The sequence below is a fragment of the Streptomyces sp. SID14478 genome, from assembly GCF_010548525.1.
GTDB lineage: Bacteria > Actinomycetota > Actinomycetes > Streptomycetales > Streptomycetaceae > Streptomyces.
This window is the reverse complement of sequence record NZ_JAAGMG010000599.1, coordinates 1-18,845: the sequence shown is the minus strand read 5'-3', so window position 1 is coordinate 18,845 and position 18,845 is coordinate 1. Positions and strand designations below refer to the sequence as shown.

The following is an 18,845-nucleotide window of genomic DNA, read 5'->3' as shown; positions in this document are numbered from 1 at the left end:
CGCCGCTCCGTGCGGTGCGCGGCGTCGTCGTCTTCTTCGCCGGACTCGCGGCCCGTCCCCCGGGGCTCGCCGCCCGACCGAGCACCACCCCCTCTCTGTCTCCAATTCTTGACGTTGCCGTCCTGGGCCGCGGGCGGAAAGGCGCAGCGTCCGTGCAGGTCCGCCGCATGGAGCCACGACACCGGAGCCGATGACGGTTCGGGAGTTGAAAAGATGGTGCGTCCGAGGGGTTGCCGAACGGTTGCCTTCCGCCTTAAAACAAACCCTGAACTAAGGCGTTTTCCATGGCCGTTCGCTCTGGACGGCCCGTTCACTGCTCCCCGCGAGGGGAGATGATCCGCTGCGCTCCACAGCGCCCCCGTGCCCGGGGCGCTGGCTCGGTGACGGCTGCCGCTGGCTGCCGTTCTTCTCTCGACCGCACGGAGTGAAACGCATGAGACTCAGATCCTTGGGGATAGCGCTCGTCACGGCGGCGGCGCTCGTGACCATCCCCGCCCAACTCCCCGCGGCGGCCGCCGATCCGCCGCTCTCGCAAGGAAAGACCGTCACCTCCTCCTCCACCGAGAACGGCGGTACCCCGGCCTCAGCCGCCGTCGACGGCGACCTCGCCACCCGCTGGTCGTCCGCCGCCACCGACAGCCAGTGGCTCCAGGTCGACCTGGGACAGTCCACGAACCTCAGCAAGGTCGTCCTCAGCTGGGAAGCCGCGTACGCCAAGGGCTACAAGATCCAGGCCTCCGCCGACGGAAGCACCTGGACCGACCTCAAGACCGTCACCGCCGGCGACGGCGGCACCGACACCGTCGACGTATCCGGCCAGGGCCGCTACGTACGGATGCTCGGCACTGCTCGTGCCACCCCGTACGGCTATTCGCTCTGGGAGTTCCAGGTCTACGGCGACGCCGGCGCCCCGCCCTCCGACACCTGCTCGACGGCCAACGCCGCCAAGGGCCGCACGGCGACCGCGTCCTCCACGGAGAACGGCGGCACGCCCGCATCGGCCGCGTTCGACGGCGACAGCGGTACCCGCTGGTCCAGCCAGGCATCCGACCCGCAGTGGGTACAGGTCGACCTCGGCTCCTCCCAGACCATCTGCAAGGTCGACCTCAGCTGGGAAGCCGCGTACGCGAAGGCGTTCAAGATCCAGGCATCGGCCGACGGCCAGACCTGGACGACGCTCAAGGACGTGGCCGCCGGCACCGGGGGCAACACCTCCTACGACGTGAGCGGTTCGGGCCGCTACCTGCGCGTCTACGGCACCACCCGCGCCACCGGCTACGGCTACTCCCTGTGGGAGGTCGCGGTCCACACCGGATCGGGCGGCACGCCCCCCGTCGAGGGTGGCGGCGACCTCGGCCCGAACGTCATCGTCGTGGACCCCAGCACCCCGAACCTGCAGGGCAAGTTCGACCAGGTCTTCGCCCAGCAGGAGTCCAACCAGTTCGGCTCGCAGCGCTACCAGTTCCTCCTCAAGCCGGGCACGTACAACGGCATCAACGCCCAGATCGGCTTCTACACCTCCATCTCCGGCCTCGGCATCAACCCCGACGACACGAAGATCAACGGTGACGTGACCGTCGACGCCGGCTGGTTCAACGGCAACGCCACCCAGAACTTCTGGCGCTCCGCCGAGAACCTCGCCATCAACCCGGTCAACGGCACCGACCGGTGGGCGGTCGCCCAGGCCGCGCCGTTCCGCCGCATCCACGTCACCGGCGGCCTCAACCTCGCGCCGAACGGCTACGGTTGGGCCTCCGGCGGGTACATCGCCGACTCGAAGATCGACGGCACGGTGGGCCCGTACTCGCAGCAGCAGTGGTACACCCGTGACAGCTCGGTCGGCGGCTGGACCAACGGCGTGTGGAACATGACGTTCTCCGGCGTCCAGGGCGCACCCGCGACGAACTTCGACACCGGTCCGTACACCACCCTCGACACCACGCCCGTCTCCCGCGAGAAGCCTTTCCTGTACCTGGACGGCAACGACTACAAGGTGTTCGTCCCGGCCAAGCGGACCAACGCGCGCGGCGCGTCCTGGCCCGCCAACGCCGGCACCTCGCTCCCGCTCAGCCAGTTCTACGTCGTCAAGCCCGGCGCGACCGCGGCCACCATCAACCAGGCACTCGCACAGGGCCTGAACCTGCTGTTCACGCCCGGCGTCTACCACCTCGACCAGACCATCAACGTCAACCGTGCGAACACCGTGGTGCTCGGTCTCGGCCTCGCCACGATCGTCCCGGACCACGGCGTCGACGCGATGCACGTCGCCGACGTCGACGGCGTACGCCTGGCCGGCTTCCTCATCGACGCCGGCGCGGCCAAGTCCGACACGCTCCTGCAGATCGGCCCGGCCGGCTCGTCCGCCGACCACGCCGCGAACCCGACCACCATGCAGGACGTGTTCGTCCGGATCGGAGGAGCCGGCCCCGGGCTCGCCACCAACTCGGTCGTCGTCAACAGCGACGACGCGATCGTGGACCACACCTGGATCTGGCGCGCCGACCACGGTTCGGGGGTCGGTTGGGAGACCAACCGCGCGGATTACGGTCTCGTCGTGAACGGCGACGACGTCCTCACCACCGGCTTGTTCGTCGAGCACTTCAACAAGTACGACGTGCTCTGGAACGGCGAACGCGGCCGCACGCTGTTCTTCCAGAACGAGAAGGCGTACGACGTCCCCAACGCCGCGGCGATCACACACGACGGGATCGTCGGCTACGCCGCCTACAAGGTGGCCGACAGCGTCACCACGCATGAGGCGTGGGGGCTGGGCAGCTACTGCAACTTCACCGCGGATCCGAGCATCGTCCAGCGGCACGGGTTCCAGGTGCCGGTGAAGCCAGGTGTCAAGCTGCACGACATCCAGGTCATCTCCCTGGGCGGCAAGGGGCAGTACGCCCACGTCGTGAACGACACGGGCGCCCCGACCTCGGGGACCGACACCGTACCGTCGAAGATCACTTCCTTCCCGTGATGCCCGCGTCCGCAGGCCGACCGTTCCCGACGGCCGGCCTGCGGACGCTTCATCGGACGTGGAGCGACCCGGGGAAGTCGACGGGGGGCTACGGGACGGGAACTATCCGAGTCCGCGGGGTCCGGGGTCCACGTGACGACGAGGAACCTCCGCAGCTCTCACGGTTCGTGCTGCTACGCAGTCTGCGGCGCGACGCGATCGAGGGGTGAGGAGAGGCGGGAGCGCGTGAGCAACTACCCGCCGCACAACGGCTGAGCGCAGCCGGGGCAGACGCCGGTGATATCCGTTCGGCGACCTGGAGGACAGGCCTCGTATGACGGCGAAGTTCTTTCCCGGGGCCAGACCGGCCGGTGAGCGATCAGGATCGCCCGGCCGCGGCGAGGAGGGTGAGAGCGGCCCGGCCGGCGAGTTCGCCGGCCCGCGCGTCGCTGTGATGGTCGGCGACGACCGTGGCGCCCTCCGCGAGGACGAGCAGCTGCAGCGCCAGTTCCCGCGGATCGGAAGCGCCGGCTCGCTCCGCAATGCCGACGAACAGTTCGAGGTAGCGGTCGACGTGGCGGCCCACGATGGCGCGGACGGCGTCGGTGTGGTGCTGCGTGGCGGCGTTGATCAAGGCGCAGCCACGGAAGTCCGGGCCGTCGTACCAGCCCTGGAGGGCTCGGAACAGTGCCGCGAGCTGGTCGGCCGGGCTGTCCCCGCTCGATGAGACCGTATCGGTCAGCCACTCGATGACACTGTCACTTCGCGTTTCGAGCACCGCGTGCACGAGGCCGTCCTTGGTGCCGAAGTGCCGGTAGAGCGTTTCCTTGGACACCCCGAGACGCCTGCAGAGCTCCGCCACCCCGATGCCGTCCAGCCCCCGCTCGTACAGCACCTGGGTGGCGGCATGCACGATCGTCGCGCGCGTCCGCTCGGGGTCGATGGTGGAACCTTTCGCAACAGGCATGAGGTGATGGTAACAATCGGTTCGATCGTGAGGTAACCTGAGATGGTACTGACCGGTTCTATCTCGGGAGTGTGTCTGGCCCTCGCCGTGGTGCGGCCGCACTCTCGGCGATCCGGGCAAGCATGAATCCCGTTCCCGTGCCCCACTGGGAGCCGTGACTGACGAGAGCACGGCGACGAACCGGCATGCCGCTCTCACCAAGGCACCACGGGAGGAGAAGACCTCATGACGAATCTTCCGCGCTCGCGACCGCAGTGGCACGAGGGTGAAGAGGCCATGCATCAGCTTCTCCAAGTGCCCTACGAAGGCAATCCCACAGCTCCCGGGCTGCCCATGGACTACACGCCCTGGATGGCACAGAGCCCTCTCATCGCTCTGGGGACGGTCGACCGGAACGGCCGGGTATGGACCACGGTGCTCGGTGGGCAGCCGGGCACTACGACTACCGTGGCCAGAGACATGCTGAAGGTGACATCTCTGACTCACCTCACGCCCCAGCCCGCAGAGGAGAGCGCGGGCACCCTCGGGTTCGACCCGGCGCTGGAAGCCCTGTTCTCCGACGACGCCGGCCACATCCACCGTACGAGCGGCGAAGGACAAGAGAGCGTTGAGGAAGGACGCAGCCGCGACGACATCCTCGTCAGACACGAGGGCAGGGGAAGGCAAGCCGCAGGCCTGGTGATCGACCTGGCGACCAGGTCACGGGTCAAAATTGCCGGGAGAGTCCTCGGAGGAGCCGTTCTGGCCGGGGCGTCGGACAAGAACGCGACTGCCGACGGACCTGAGGGGACGGCAGAGGTGCAGGTGGCCCTCGCCGTGGAAGAGACGCTGGGGAACTGCCCGAAGTACCTGAACAGGAAAGCCGTCCGACCTCATGCCCCGTCTCCGACGCTGGTCGGCGACCGGCTTCCGCTGCCACCCGAAGCGGAACAGCTCATTGCCAAGTCCGACATCTTCTTCATCTCCAGCAGGCATGGCGCCGAGAGCATGGACACCAACAACCGGGGCGGCGCGCCCGGGTTCGTGCGGGTGCACAGCAACTCCGACACCGACGGTGTCGTCCTGGTGTACCCCGAATACTCGGGAAACCGCCTCTACCAGACGCTGGGAAACATCAAGACCGACCCCGCCGTAGGAATCACCTTCCCCGACTTCGAAACCGGTGACGTCCTCTACCTGACGGGACGAGCAGAGGTCATGGTCGGCGCGGACGCCACCTCACTGATCGCGCGCAGCAAGCTCGCCGTCCGGGTGACGGTGGAGGCAGCTCGCTTCGTGAAGGACGGACTGCCGTTCCGTGGGCGGCTCCTGGACCAGTCGCCCTACAACCCGCCGGTGCGCAAGCTGGCGCACGAGATCGGCGGAGCGGACCTCCACTCCGCCGATGATGTCGACGCGGAGGGGCGGCCGGTCGGAAAGGCGCAGGCGACACTGATCCGTGCGCAGCATCTGACGCCGACGATCTCGCGGTACGCCTTCCGCCTCGATGCCCTCCCCGCTGCGCAGCCCCGTGCAGCGTTCCAGCATCTCCAGCCGTGGCGCGCGGGACAGCACATCACCCTTGATTTCTCCGGCACGCTCGATCGTGGATGGTCGCACATGCGCGATCACGACCCCCGGTCCCTCAACGACGACTACGTCAGAACCTTCACGATCTCGAGTCCACCGGCTCCCGTCGCTGAAGAACCAGCCACGGGAACGGGGCAGCAGGGGCCCCTGCACGGAGTCGAATTCGACATCACCGTCAGGAGGAACGGGCCCGTCACCTCGCTCCTGGCCGGCTGGCACCCCGGCACACAGCTTTCCGCCGCCGTACTGGGCTTCGGCGGCGAAGACGAGGTGAGGTACGCAGAGGAAGCCATGGACCCTTATACCGACGGCGACATCGTCGTGGTGGCCGGCGGAGTGGGGATCACACCCCTCATGGCCCAGGCGCGGCCGGTGCTGGAGTCCGACCGGAGGATGCGGGTTCTCTGGAGTCTGCAAGCGGATGACCTGCCGCTGGCAGTCGACGTCCTGGGCCGGATCGACGGACTGGCAGCGGTGACGGAACTGTTCGTCACCCAGTCTCTCGACGGCAGCCACGACACGGAGAGGGCGATTGTTCGTCAACTCGGTGCCGTCGTCCACGACCGCCGGATCGGCAAGGATGACGTTCTGGCCCAGAGCGCCGAAAGCAAGCGTCGCTTCTATGTGTGCGCGGGCCCTGGCTTGAGGAAGTCGCTCCTGGAATGGACGTCGGGAGAGTACGTGCAATTCGAGAAATTCGATTACTGATCGCCGTCAAACCGCTGCTGTGACGGGCGGCAGCGGTTCGCAGCACCACCCGTCACGGAACAGGGCCCGCAGAACGTTGACCTCACCGAGCGAGAGTGAGCAGGGCCTGGGTACGGCCTTTGCCCTCGGCGCGCTTACGGCCGTAGAAGAATCGACGTTCGTCGCAGTAACGGTTGCCGATCAACGCCCACGCGCAAAGGACGCGTTGGAGCCTTCTACTGTGTCGCCCGGAGCGGAACGGACCTCGGATCACGGACGGTACCGGCGTTCGACGTGGCCCTTGAGGTCGTCGGGGTAGAAGTAGACCGGGCGCAGGTTGCCCGCCGCGTACCGCTCGGCCTGGTCGGCGAAGTGGGGCGAGTCGGGGTGTCCGCTCGCTCCGCCCGCCGTCACCGCCCAGGCGCGCAGCCGCGGCCCGAACTCGACCACCGCCACGAAGCTGTTGCCGCTGGTTCCGTAGTAGCGCTTGGTTCCCGGGTACGCCTGTGCTCCGAAGGAGGCGAGGGAGCCCCAGCGCGACGAGGCGAAGGGGACGGGGATGCTCGGTTCGTCGTCGCTGAACTGCTGGACGATCGCCCCGTCGTTGCGCTGGTAGCGGTTGATGTCGCCCCAGGGCACCCGCCAGTCGCCGAAGTCCCGGACCAGCCTCCCGGTCGCCGTCGCCAACGCCTTCAGCCGCTGAGCGTCCGTGGCACGCTCAGCCATGTAGTCCCAGACCGACAGGCCGGCGTCCGTCGCCGCCGCGGAGGTGAGGGCCCACAGGTCCTCGCCCCAGAACACGGCCACGGACGTCGCGGTCGACTCCGCGTCCCACCGGAAGTCCCAGTCGCGCAACAGCCCGACGGGTCCAGCCAGTTCCGCCTTCTGGCCGTCGTCCTCGGCCAGCTGGTCCCAGGCTGCGACGAGCCCGGGCACCAGCCGTGCGAACGCGGTCAGGTAGGGATCGAACGCCGCCTCGATCAGCGTCTGCGGGGTGAAGTCGTCCCGTGCGCTCAGCACGCGTATCGCGTGGGGGCCGCGCGGATTCTCGCCCACTTTGTCGAAGTATCGCGGGTAGGCGTTCTTCTTCGGGCTGTCGGCGCCGGCAGCGGTCCACGGCCAGTTGTTCGTGTTGAACGCCCAGCCGTTCTTCGGGTTCACGACCTGCGGCATGCTGTCCAGGCTGTGCAGCCCGTGCCAGTCGGTGGCCGGGTCGCTGCCGTCCACGGGCTTGAGGTAGTCGAAGCGGTCCTGCCTCTTGGGCATGAACTGCGGCATCAGGAAGGCGATCTCGCCCTTCGCGTCGGCGAAGAGCGTGTTGTTCGAGCTGTTGGCCTTCAGCCCTGCCACCTTGAGGTAGTCCGCGTAGTTCCCGGTCGTGGTCCGCAGGAAGCTCTGTTTGAGTGCCTCCACCGGCTTGTTCATCAGCGCGCAGGCGATCCACTTGCCGTCGGACTCGCGCACGATGGGTCCATGGTGCGTGGCGTATGTGGTGAAGCTGCGCCGCTTCTGCTTTCCCTCGTCCGTGCGGAAGGACAGGGTGATCGTCTTCGTCGTCACGGGTCGCAGGGCGTCGCCGTACTGGTAGCAGCGGGACCCATCGGCCTTCGTCACGATCGTCTCGGCGAACTCGTCGATGTTGTCGACGCCGCTCGTGGTGTGCATCCAGCCGGTGCGCGCGTTGAAGCCCTGGTAGATGAAGAACTGTCCCCAGGTTGCCGCGCCGTAGACGTTGAGCCCTTCACGGCTCGTCACGTGCTGTTCCGAGCGGAAGAAGAAGCTGGTGTGCGGGTTGATCAGCAGCAGTGCGTGGCCGTCGCGCGTGTGGCTGGGCGCTATCGCGAAACCGTTGGACCCGGTGGGTTCGCGCAGGACGAGGCCGCGCTCCTCGTCGGTCATCGGCACTTCACGCTGCTCGTAGAAGGCCTCGAGCTGGGTGAGGAGCACCGACTCGATGTCGCCACCGATGCTGCCCTCGGAGAAGCTCAGCGGCATCCACGGCTCGAAGCGGTCCAGCACGCGCGGTCGCACCTCGGGATGCGTCGCGAGGTAGTGGTTGAGACCGTCGGCCCAGGCCTGCATCAACGTACGCAGCCAGGCGGGGCACTTGGCGTAGTCCCGCTTGAGCTTCTCCGGGTCCAGGTAGAGCCGCTGGCGCAGGTCCTGCCAGATCGCGCTCTCGCCCTCGGCCTCGGCGAGACGGCCCAGCGCGACGAGGTAGTTCTGCTCGATCCGGTTGAAGTCGTCCTCGGCCTGCGCGTACATCATCCCGAACACGGCGTCGGCGTCGGTGTCCCCGACGATGTGCGGGATGCCCCAGTCGTCGCGGGTGATCGTCACCCGGCCGGCGTGTCCGCGCCGTCGGTCGTCGTCGGACAAGCCCTGCGACTGCGCCGCGAACGCGGTCCCGGAGGGCACCATCGCCACGGCCGCCGCCAGCCCCGCCGCCGAGCCAAGTACGCGCCGTCGGCTCACCTCCGGCTGTCCGGCCTGACTCACGAACACTTCCGCCTTCGGCACGCGGCCTCCCCAGACCTCCGATGATCACTCCCACGGAGAGTCCTATCCATCGGGCGTGCCACCTGACAAGACCTCGTACGCAACTAAACGGAATCAGCAGTTCACCAGTGATGGGCCGTCAGGAGGTGCCAACAGCTGATCCGTTGGCGCCCGACGGGGTCGGCACCAGCGACGTTCATGCAGTGCGGCCTCTCCCCCGGCGCGCCAGGCCCCCAGGCGTCGGTCGAACTCCTTCGCGCACCGCCCTGGCCCATCCAATCAACTACCGAGTCATCGCGTGCGTCCGTGGAGATCGGCAGCCTCGTTCTGCTCCGGGAGCAGGGCGGTTGAAGCCGGTCGAAGAATCCGGCCTTCTGCAACCGGTGGGCGCGGCGCCGGCAGGTTTGGCTCGAAGCCGAACTCCGATTCCAGCGAGCGGAGTTGACCCGCTGCGTCGTGTAGAGCTAGGGATGTGCTCTGGCCTGCATAGACCGGCCTTCGATGGGGCCTGGGTGCACACCGGGTGCACCCCGCTGGTCGCGGCCTTGTTCGGGCAGGTGATGACCCCCGTCCCGTCGAAGGTCTGGTGGGCGAGGGCATGTCGTATGTCGTACGGTCAGCTCCTGATTCCTGCCTCTCGCTTGAGACGGTCCAGTACGTACGTGCTGAAAAGGTGCTCGCACTGCCCGAGGAGCTCAGCCACCTGTGCATCCCCGAACGGCCGGTCCGTCGATGGCCGCCAGCGCTGGACAGACTGCTCGGACCAGCGGCGCAGCTTGTCGTCCGAATCGTTCAACAAGGCGACGGCGCAACGCAGTTGGATCAGTCCGCCCTGTACGTCGAGCAACCGGAACGCGGCGAGCCGGGTGTGCCGGGGCCGGTCCGGTGCGAGCCGAGCGAGCAGCCAGTCGGCATCCAGACTGCCTGCTGACGGGGCGAGCGCAGTCACTACCTCGCGTGCGACGGCCGGTGCCGGGTCGTCGACGAGCGTGCGCAGACGTTCTGCCTCCACCGCGTCTAGGGCGCGCAGCCCCACCACCGCGCCCACCCGGACCGCACCCACAGGGTGTCTGACCAGCGGCCACAGCAGTTCGGCATCGGCGCGTACCCCGCATTCGCCGAGTCCAGCCGGCGCCCCCGGCGGCATCTCGCCACCACGCGTGCACCAGTCCCGGTACAGCGGAAGCGGATCGACTCCCTCTTGTCGTACGACGTAGCGCGCGCAGGCCCGCACCAGCGACGAACGGTCGGCCAGGAACTCCTGTGCTCGGCCCGCCTGCCCAGCCCGCCGCAGCCCGGTCACACCGGCCGACCGCACCCAAGGGTTACGGGAGCCGAGCAGTGGCACGAGCACTTCGTCGTAGTCGGTTTCCGACGCTCCTGCGAGCGCGGCGTCGGCGCACAGATTCTGGACGACCATGTCCTTGTCGCGTGCGGCGGTGCGGGCCAATTCGGCGGGAGTCAGCCGACGTTCGGCCACGGCGATGCGATGAGCGAACCTGCGCACGTCAAGGTCCCGATCGGCGAGCAGCGGTATGAGCCGCCCGTGCGGTGCCTGGCGCAGCAGCTCGCGCAACAGCCCGACCGCGAACTCCCCGCGGTCCCGGCGCCCAGACTTCAGCACCAGCGCCGCGAGCCCTGCGACATCCGCGCCGTCGAGCCCGACCCGCAGCACAGTGCGGGCTCGCTCGCGCACCGGAGCCGCCCAGTCGGCACATCGGACGACCACGAGCGGCAACAGCGCGGGCCGTCCCGCGGCCTTGCCCACGGCCGCCTTTCGAACCCGCCCGTCAGCGTGGCACAGCGCCAAGGCGAGCCGGGCGTCGTCGAGCTCCCGGCCCTGCCGTCGAACGGCGGATCCCTCGAGGCCCCCACTCGCCTGCCCGTTGATGACTTCGGCCCGCGTCGGCATCAACTGTCGCTGCGACCAGGCGAGTTCCCGCACACCGAGATCGAGGCTGAGCCACGAGTCAGGGTCACGGACATCGAGTACCTCGCCCAACGGCACCCCTTCACCCAGCCGTACGGCAGCCGCCACTCCGGTTCCGTCGTCCCCACCCATGCGTGCCCCGCAGTATGTGCATGTGACCTGTCTGATCTGCGGTGATGCTATGCCACCCCCTCCGGCTGGTCTCCTGAATATTCGCGCGCGGAAGCAAATCGCTGTCTCCGACTCGGCCGGTCACGTGACCGGCCGAGTCGGCCAGAGTCCGATCGGGAGGCATGCAATGGCTCTGGGCTGCGGCGTCGTACCGCCTGCGACGGCGGTGAGTGAGATCAGGCTGCCGCGTCGGTCGTCCGGGGCGGGGGCGCGTTCGACGAGCCCGTCCCGCTCCATACGGGCCAACAGCTGCGCCATGGAAGGTTGTTCGATCCGGGCCAGCCGGGCCAGTTCCTTCTGGGACATCGCGCCTCCCTGCGCGAGGGCGGCCAGCACCGGCACGCCGGTCGTTGATCCTCACCAGCACACGGGCAGCGGTGTTGACCAGGGTCGTGGGCGGCGAACTCGAGGTCGGAGGCATCACGCACACAGCCGCCGCAGGAATCTGACGAGCCATTTCTGGGTCCCCCTTGCACTCGATGTCACTAAGTGACAGACTGTCGTTCAAGGACGAAGGGAAAGGTGGCGAAGCGATGGCCCCCGTGAAAGAGAAGAACAGTGGCGGCATGAGCGAGGTACGCCGCGCGCGGCTGCGGCTGGAGATCTCGCGGGAAGCTGCCCGGCTGTTCTGGGAGCAGGGGGTGGCCGCGACGAGCGGCGACCAGATCGCCCAGGCCGTCGGCCTCTCCACGCGGACGATCTGGCGGCACTTCCGCAGCAAGGAGAGCTGCGCCGAGCCGATCGTCATGCAAGGCGTCGTCACGTTGATGAGCGTGCTGCGCGCATGGCCCCGCGAGAGTTCCTTGGAGGGACATCTCGCCGCGGAGCTGACGAGGCTCGGTCGCGAGAGGCCGCCCGTCGACCTCGCCGACGAGATGCTCGCCATGAAGATGATCCGCCTCGCCGACACCGAACCGGCACTCCGTACCGCTTGGCTGATGGCCTGCGACCAGATGGAGCGGGAGATGGGGCAGGTCATCGCCGCCCGGCTGGAGCGCCACGCCGACGACCTGGACGTACGCATGCACGCGGCAGCCGCCGTGTCGGTCGTCCGGGTCATGGACGAAGACATCGGCGCGGCGATTCTCGCCGGCAGCGACCCGGCGGACTTCGCCGATGTACCGGCGCTCGCGCGGCGCTACGCGCAGGCGATCAGTGCGGCCACCGGCAGCGTGATCGGCCCGCCCATCTCCTGAACAGACCGCGCACCACCACCCTGCCGACCCCCCACCCGTGCCCCACTCACGAGGAGAGTCCGCATGAGCACAGGTCCGCGCACGACCCCGTCCCTGAGCGTCGACGACTTCCTTGGCTCCCCGGTCAGGGCCGGCGCGTCGATCTCCCCCGACGGCTCGACCCTCGCCTACCTGGCGCCGCGGGACGGCCACCTGAACGTCTGGCTGGAGAACGTCGACGGCCCGCCGCGCCCCCGCTGCGTCGCCGCGGACGCCCACCGGAGCGTACACACGTACCACTGGACGAACGACCCGCGTTGGCTGCTCTACGAGCAGGACGGCGACGGCGACGAAAAGTGGCACCTGTTCCGGGTCGACCTGGAGAACCCGGACGCGGAAGCGGTCGATCTCACCCCGTTCCCCTCGGCAACGGCCTTCGGCTTCGAGATGGCGCCCACGCGTCCCGGCAAAGCTACCCTGTGGATCAACCACCGCGATCCCGCTCAGTTCGACCTGTGCGAACTGGACATCGCCGAGGGCCGGTTGACGACGCTGGCGCAGAATCCGGGCCAGGTCATGGGCTGGCTGCACACCCCCGCAGGCGAGCTCTACGCCCAGATCCGCACGGCCGACGGCGATGTCGAACTGGCCGAATGGCACCCCGAGAAGGGCGCGACGCGTCGGGTCACCACGTTCCCGGGCGCCGACTACCCGATGGGCATCCAACCGGCCCGGCTGACCCCTGACGGCACCGGAGTGTGGCTCGGCTCCCATCGCGACGGCGACCGCACGCGGCTGATCCGCCTCGACCTCGCCACCGGCGAGGAGACCGAGGTGGACGCCCATCCCGCCTTCGACCTGGACACGAGGTCCACCGTCTTCCCCGCTCTGCCGTCCGCGCTCATCTGCCACCGCGGCAGCGGCGAACTGCTCGGCGTGCGCTACCTCGGCGAGCGGCAGGTGATCAGGCCCCTCGATCCCGGATTCGCCGCCGTGCTGAAGAATCTGGAGAAGCTGTCCGACGGTGACGTCTCGGCCCTCTCGTCGGACACGAGCGGCGAGCGCTGGGTGGTCAGCTTCACCAACGACCGCGATCCCGGCCTCACTTACTACTACGACCACACCACCGGAACCAGCCGGCTGTTGTTCCGTCCCTACCCGCACTTGGGCCCCGAGGTCCTCGCCCCCATGGCCCCCGTCACGATCCCCGCACGAGACGGGCTGCAGCTGCCCTCCTACCTGACACTCCCGCTGGGACAGGCACCGACCGCACTGCCGACGGTTCTCCTCGTACACGGCGGCCCCTGGACCCGCGACAGCTGGGGTTACAACCCCCTCGTCCAACTGCTGGCCCATCGCGGCTACGCGGTCCTACAGGTCAACTTCCGGGGCTCCACCGGCTACGGCAAAACGTTCCTGAAGGCCGGCATCGGGGAACTCGCCGGGAAGATGCACGACGACCTTCTCGACGCCGTCGACTGGGCCGTCGAGAACGGCTTCACGGACAGGGACCGCGTCGCGATCTTCGGAGGCTCCTACGGGGGCTACGCCGCCTTGGTCGGCGCCTCCTTCACCCCGGACGTCTTCGCAGCCGCGATCGACATCTGCGGCATCTCCAACCTCGTCACGTTCCTGCGGACCCTCCCCCCGTTCACCCGCCCCCATCTGATCAGCAACTGGTACCTCTTCGCCGGCGACCCCGCCGACCCCGAGCAGGAGGCGGACCTCCTCGCCCGCTCGCCCATCAGCCGGGTGCACGACGTACGGGCCCCGCTGCTGGTGATCCAGGGAAGCAACGACGTCCGCGTCGTCAAGGCCGAGTCGGACCAGATCGTGGACGCCCTGCGAAACCGCGGCGTCGAGGTCGAGTACATGGTCAAGGACGACGAGGGGCACGGCTTCGTGAACCCGCAGAACATCATCGACGCCTACCGCGCGGCCGACACGTTCCTCGCCCGCCACCTGCACGCAGAGACAGACCCGCAGTAACCGACGGGCCTCGCACCAGCGGCAGGACCACACGCCGGCACGCCCGCCGCCTCACATCACCAGTTCCTGGCATTCGGTCACACCACATACCTACCTGATGAGTTGATTCCGCATGACCGAGAACGGACACCCCTCCCCCCACACGCCCGCTCCCGACGGCACCGACCAGGCGCGCGCCACCCGCCCCAAGCAGACTCCGCTGGAGCAGATGGGCGGCACGACAGGGCTGGTGTACATGGCCCTGCCCATCGTCGCCTTCGTCGTGGCCAACTCGTCCTTCGGACTGACCTACGCCATCTGCATCGCGGTCGGCGTCGCCGTGGCCATCTCCGTGCTCCGCCTGGTCCGCAAGGAACCCCTGCAGCCCGCCCTCTCCGGGCTGTTCGGCGTCGCGGTCGCCTCGTTCGTCGCGTGGAAGACCGGCTCGGCCAAGGGCTTCTTCCTGACCGGGATCTGGAGCAACGCCGCGCTCGCCGCCCTGTTCCTCATCTCCCTGCTCGTGCGCCGCCCGCTGGCCGGAATAGTCTGGGGAGCGCTCAACGGCAGCGGTACCGCGTGGCTCCGCGACAAGCCTGCCCGTCGCGCCTACGACATCGCCACCCTCACTCTCGTAGGCGTCTTCGCCGCTCGCTGCGCCGTCTGGCAGTGGCTGTACGCGGAGGACCGCACCGGCTGGCTGGCCATCGCGCGCATCCTGATGGGCTACCCGCTCCTCGCCCTCGCCTTCCTCAGCGTTCTGTGGGCGGGCCGTCGCGCCACGCAGCGCCTCAAGATGCTCTCCGCGCAGCAGCCCGCAACAAGCTCCTGACCGCGCCCGTACCGGGCAGACACCGTCCGGCCCCGGCGCGCTCACAGCGTCCGGGGTCGCTGCGGGTCCGGCGCACAGTGGGCCGCTGCGACAGCAGCGCCGCCCGATCCGTGTCGACGTCTCGCGGCAGCAGACCGCGGCAGGGGAGGAGGCTGGTGCCGGCGCACCAGCTCACGCGAAGCCGATGCCCGGCCTCCACGGCCGGGCATCGGCTCCGGCTCTCGGGTCTCCGTAGCGGGCTTCGACTCGTTACGGTCGAGGTATGACGAGTGAGGGCAGGTCATGAGCAGTAACGGCGTAGTGGTGGATGAGGCGATCCGTGCGGCGTGGGACACCTACCGGATCCTGGACAGGCAGACGCCCGAGCAGGAGCGCCAACAAGCGCACCAGCGGGTGCAGGCCGCCATGGACTCCGTCGGGCGTGAGGAGGTCTCCCGGGGCACGGTGTTCCTGGTGGGGGTGTTGACCGGATATCTGATCGCTGAACCGCCCGGCGGCGGGAAGCAAATCGATCCGCTCAGCGACCTCGTCCCCACGGTGATCCGTAAGCTGCCCTCCTTCGAGAAGGCCGAACCGGAGCAGGTGCCGATGGCCACCGGAGTCCTCATGGCCGCCGCCATGGGCATGGACACCGTGGCCTGGCGCGACCAGTACGGGACGATCCCGCCGAAGGAGGCCATGGTCCACGGCTTCGTGCTGTGGCTGCTCGCGGACCTCTTCGACTCCCTGGTCGAAAAGCCGGGCACCATCGACCAGTTGATGCGCGAGACCTTCGACTCCATGGGCACCTCGCAGGACTGACGCAGGACGGGGCGCCTGGAGTGGCGGGGTCGAGCAGCAGCCGACGGAAGCGCGGATCCCCATCCCCGCACAGCCATACGGGGAACAGGCCAGTCGGGACTGTCCATGACCGATGCCAGTAATCAGGCGCGATGAGTTCAGGGGCCGAGTCCCTCAGCCCCGGTTGATGACCCGGCTGATGTCGTAGGGCACTTCCTCCGCCAGTCGGAACAGTGGCTCCAGGACGCCGTTGTAGGTCGGGGCGGCGTGGGGCGGGCAGTGCTGGGTGAGCAGGCAGGTGGCGGCTTCTTCCTTGGTCCGCGGGTGGGCCGCTTCCTCTTCGGCGGCGAGCGCCAGCACCAGATCCATCACGCCGTCCACGCCGTCACGCACCATGGCCCACCGGCGCGCAGGGTCCTCACGCTCACCAGGCAGGGCGGCTTGGGGCGGGCGCTCGGGCGTCAGGCCGGCCCCCGGGATCGTTAGCGCCTCCTTCAACTGCCCCAGGGTCGGCTCCTGGCACAGCTCCTCCACCCCCGTGACGGTCAGAGCCGGCTTGGCCTCCCCAACGCGCCGCAGCACGGCCACGCCCAGGACGAGCGCGGCCGCCGTGTACCGCCAGGCGACCAGGGCCGCCCGCCGCTGGTACGCGGTCACCCCGTCCGCGATCTGACCGATGGCTTCCTCGTAGAACGAGAACGCCGTCGGCGCGGTGCGCAGATCGGCCGCCTCACTGCCCCTGTACAGCCGGTCGCCCATGGTGCACGCCGTCTGCCACTCGTCGCGCGCCGCCAGGAACGCGGCGTTCAGGGACCGCAGCGCCTCGAACTCGTGCGCCGCCAGCGGGCCCCGCTCATCGAACAGTGGAAACCGCATCGCTACTCCCCCACCCCGGCCCGGATCACTGCCCGGCACGCTACTACTCGGCACAGTGGCAGCCGGTGGCAACCACAGATGCCGAGCACCTCATGACGCCGCTGTGCCACGACCGTCTCGTTTGCCAACAGCTATGACGGCCGGAGTGCGAACTCAGCGTTCGCCTGCCGCGGCGGAGGAGCGGGACGTCGGAGCGGCATGCTGCTCTCCCCACGCACGCAATGCGCCGAGCACGGGGAGAAGGTCCCGCCCGGCCGCGGTGAGCAGGTACTCGTCGCGGGGCGGGCGCTCGGAATAGCGGCGCCGCTCGATGACTCCGGCTTCTTCCAGTTTGCGCAGTCGCAGGGCGAGGGTCTCCCTGGGGGCACCGGTGTTGACCTGGATGTCCTTGAAGCGGTGGACGTCGAAGCCGATTTCACGCAGGACGAGCAGGCTCCAGCGTTCGCCGACGATCTCCAGAGCGTCGGCGATGGGGCAGACCCGGGGGGCACCAAGATTGGTCGATTCGATTTTCTGACTCACGGTGCTACTGTAGCTCGTGTAGTCAGTTCGAAAACCGAACCCACACGCGTGGGCGACCCCCTTCGCCCGCCTCGCAACGACCAAGGAGCATCCGAGCCATGGCCTCGATCCTGATCACCGGCGCCTCCAAGGGTGTCGGCCGAGCCACCGCCCGCGAGCTGGCCAAGCGCGGCCACCGCGTCGTCGCCACTGCCCGCGACCCCCGCACCCTGGAGGACCTCGACGTCGACCAGCGGCTGCGGCTGGATGTCAGCGATCAGGCCAGCGTGGAGGCTGCCGTCGAACAGGCCGGAGAGATCGACACCCTCCTCTCGAACGCCGCCGTCATCTTCCGAGCCGCCGTCGAAGCCAGCCCGACCGACGAGCTCGAACGCCTCTACGCGCAGAACACCGTCGGGGCGATCCGCGTCACCCAAGCCCTGCTGCCCCAGATGCGCAGGCGCCGGCAGGGACGGCTGCTGTTCGTCTCCAGCGTCGGCGGGCGAACCGTGATCCCCGGCAACGCCGCGTACGCGGCCACGAAGTGGGCCCTGGAAGGCTTCGCCGAGACCCTTGCCGTCGAGGTCGCGGACTTCGGCATCGACGTCACCCTGGCCCAGCCCGGCCCGATCAGCTCCGGCGCGCTCGACGACATGCTCACCTACCGGCTTCCCGACGACCCCTACGCCGAGCTGCTCTCCGGGGGCATTCCCCCGGAGGTCATGGTGACCCCGGAGTACGTCGCCACAGCTCTGGCGGACCTCGTGGAACTGCCGAGCGTGCCGCTGCGAGTGCCGGTCGGACCGTTGGCCGAGGAGGTCATCGCCGCGCGCGATCGCGCGCCCTACGACCGGCCCTTCGTTCGCTAGTTGTACTGACCTGTGAGGTTGGGGACGCGGCTGGCGGGTGGTTGGCCTGCGAGCGCGGTGTGTCCGCGGTGGTGATTGTAGGAGTGCAGCCACTGCGGGAACGCTTCGCGGCGTTCGGCTTCTGAGCGGTAGGGGCGGGCGTAGGCCCATTCGTCGAGCAGGGTGCGGTTCAGCCGTTCGACCTTGCCGTTGGTCTGCGGGCGGTAGGGCCGGGTTCGCTTGTGTGCGATCCCGGTCGCTGCCAGGGCATCGCGCCAGGTGCGGGAGCGGTAGCAGCTGCCGTTGTCCGTCAGGACGCGTTCAACGGTGATGCCCGCGCTGGTGAAGTAGGCGTGGGCCCGCTGCCAGAAGCCGGTCGCGGTTTCCTTGCGCTCATCCGTGTGGATCTCGCTGTAGGCGAGCCGGGAGTGGTCGTCGACGGCGGTGTGGATGTAGCTGTAGCCGGCGCCGGACCGGGTTGCGCGGCCTGCTTGGCGGCCCAGGGCCTTGTGGCCGCCGCCGTCGGGGATGTTGCCGAGTTTCTTGATGTCCACGTGGACGAGTTCGCCGGGCCGGTCGCGTTCGTAGCGGCGTATGACCCGGCCGGTTGCCCGGTCCAGGTGCGTGAGCCGGGCGAGCTGGTAGCGGGTCAGGACGCGGTGGACGGTCGAGGGCACCAGGCCGAGCAGGTGAGCAATGCGTGCCGGTCCCCAGCGGCGCAGGACACGGACTTTGATGATCCGGCGTTCGGTGCGGGTCGGTGTCCGGTCCGGGCTGTGACGGGGGCGGCTGGAGCGGTCGCTCATGCCGGCCTCGCCCAGGGCACGGTAGCGGCCGGCCCAGCGCTGGGCGGTGGTGGGCGAGACCTGAAAGCGTTCCGCGGCCCGGCGCAGCGGCCAGCCGTCATGGACCACGCAGCGGGCCAGCCGCAGCCGTCCGGTCTCGGTCAGAGGTGCATTACGGTGGGGCACGAGGGCCTTTCTGTTGCTGGTGCAGATGTCGCAATCCACACCAGGCCAGAAGGCCCTCACCCATTTCAAGATCGATCAGCCGTGAACCCTGTCACTGTCCACAACCTCCCCGGACAGAACA

At 68.7% G+C, this 18,845-nt stretch carries 14 protein-coding genes; 7 read left to right on the top strand and 7 right to left on the bottom strand.

Features of this window, described 5'->3' with window-relative positions; translation table 11 throughout:
- Positions 1-433: 433 nt before the first annotated feature.
- Complete coding sequence (locus tag G3I40_RS19580) at positions 434-2,974, top strand: discoidin domain-containing protein (protein ID WP_164303428.1); 2,541 nt, start codon at positions 434-436, stop codon at positions 2,972-2,974.
- 358 nt (positions 2,975-3,332) lie between these two features.
- On the opposite strand, the gene G3I40_RS19575 is transcribed toward G3I40_RS19580, so the two are convergent.
- Positions 3,333-3,920, bottom strand: coding sequence for a TetR/AcrR family transcriptional regulator (locus tag G3I40_RS19575; protein WP_164303427.1), 588 nt, complete (start codon positions 3,918-3,920; stop codon positions 3,333-3,335).
- Positions 3,921-4,145: 225 nt separating this feature from the next.
- Here G3I40_RS19575 and G3I40_RS19570 point away from each other — a divergent pair, with 225 nt between their 5' ends.
- The gene (locus G3I40_RS19570; protein WP_164303426.1) at positions 4,146-6,197 is read left to right on the top strand and encodes a pyridoxamine 5'-phosphate oxidase family protein; all 2,052 of its coding nucleotides are present in this window, start codon (positions 4,146-4,148) and stop codon (positions 6,195-6,197) included.
- Between the two features lie 249 nt (positions 6,198-6,446).
- On the opposite strand, the gene G3I40_RS19565 is transcribed toward G3I40_RS19570, so the two are convergent.
- From G3I40_RS19565 to G3I40_RS19555, 3 genes are all read right to left on the bottom strand, one after another.
- The gene (locus tag G3I40_RS19565) at positions 6,447-8,696 is read right to left on the bottom strand and encodes a penicillin acylase family protein (RefSeq protein ID WP_203644409.1); all 2,250 of its coding nucleotides are present in this window, start codon (positions 8,694-8,696) and stop codon (positions 6,447-6,449) included.
- 595 nt (positions 8,697-9,291) lie between these two features.
- Positions 9,292-10,620, bottom strand: a complete 1,329-nt coding sequence (locus G3I40_RS19560) for a hypothetical protein (protein ID WP_343244963.1) — start codon at positions 10,618-10,620, stop codon at positions 9,292-9,294.
- A 237-nt stretch (positions 10,621-10,857) separates the two neighbouring features.
- Positions 10,858-11,112 carry a MarR family transcriptional regulator gene (locus tag G3I40_RS19555; RefSeq protein WP_343244964.1) on the bottom strand — a complete coding sequence of 85 codons (255 nt, stop codon included), beginning with the start codon at positions 11,110-11,112 and terminating at the stop codon, positions 10,858-10,860.
- A 197-nt stretch (positions 11,113-11,309) separates the two neighbouring features.
- Between G3I40_RS19555 and G3I40_RS19550 the strand changes: the two genes are divergently transcribed.
- The 4 genes from G3I40_RS19550 to G3I40_RS19535 all read left to right on the top strand — a co-directional run bounded on the left by G3I40_RS19550 (position 11,310) and on the right by G3I40_RS19535 (position 15,549).
- Complete coding sequence (locus tag G3I40_RS19550) at positions 11,310-11,972, top strand: TetR/AcrR family transcriptional regulator (RefSeq protein ID WP_239091826.1); 663 nt, start codon at positions 11,310-11,312, stop codon at positions 11,970-11,972.
- Between the two features lie 63 nt (positions 11,973-12,035).
- A complete protein-coding gene (locus tag G3I40_RS19545; protein ID WP_164303423.1) occupies positions 12,036-13,940 on the top strand; it encodes a S9 family peptidase in 1,905 nt (634 codons plus the stop codon).
- Between the two features lie 112 nt (positions 13,941-14,052).
- On the top strand, positions 14,053-14,748 hold the full coding sequence (locus tag G3I40_RS19540) for a DUF3159 domain-containing protein (protein ID WP_164303422.1): 696 nt from the start codon (positions 14,053-14,055) through the stop codon (positions 14,746-14,748).
- A 282-nt stretch (positions 14,749-15,030) separates the two neighbouring features.
- On the top strand, positions 15,031-15,549 hold the full coding sequence (locus G3I40_RS19535; protein ID WP_164303421.1) for a hypothetical protein: 519 nt from the start codon (positions 15,031-15,033) through the stop codon (positions 15,547-15,549).
- Positions 15,550-15,702: 153 nt separating this feature from the next.
- On the opposite strand, the gene G3I40_RS19530 is transcribed toward G3I40_RS19535, so the two are convergent.
- Together G3I40_RS19530 and G3I40_RS19525 are read right to left on the bottom strand one after the other, a co-directional pair.
- On the bottom strand, positions 15,703-16,404 hold the full coding sequence (locus tag G3I40_RS19530) for a hypothetical protein (protein ID WP_164303420.1): 702 nt from the start codon (positions 16,402-16,404) through the stop codon (positions 15,703-15,705).
- Between the two features lie 153 nt (positions 16,405-16,557).
- Positions 16,558-16,926: a helix-turn-helix domain-containing protein gene (locus G3I40_RS19525; RefSeq protein ID WP_343244962.1), complete on the bottom strand. Its 369-nt coding sequence runs from the start codon at positions 16,924-16,926 to the stop codon at positions 16,558-16,560.
- A gap of 98 nt (positions 16,927-17,024) precedes the next feature.
- Between G3I40_RS19525 and G3I40_RS19520 the strand changes: the two genes are divergently transcribed.
- The gene (locus tag G3I40_RS19520; RefSeq protein ID WP_164303419.1) at positions 17,025-17,774 is read left to right on the top strand and encodes an SDR family oxidoreductase; all 750 of its coding nucleotides are present in this window, start codon (positions 17,025-17,027) and stop codon (positions 17,772-17,774) included.
- Here G3I40_RS19520 and G3I40_RS19515 read toward each other — a convergent pair.
- Positions 17,771-18,724: an IS481 family transposase gene (locus G3I40_RS19515; protein WP_164303418.1), complete on the bottom strand. Its 954-nt coding sequence runs from the start codon at positions 18,722-18,724 to the stop codon at positions 17,771-17,773. The genes G3I40_RS19520 and G3I40_RS19515 overlap by 4 nt on opposite strands.
- Positions 18,725-18,845 lie beyond the last annotated feature (121 nt).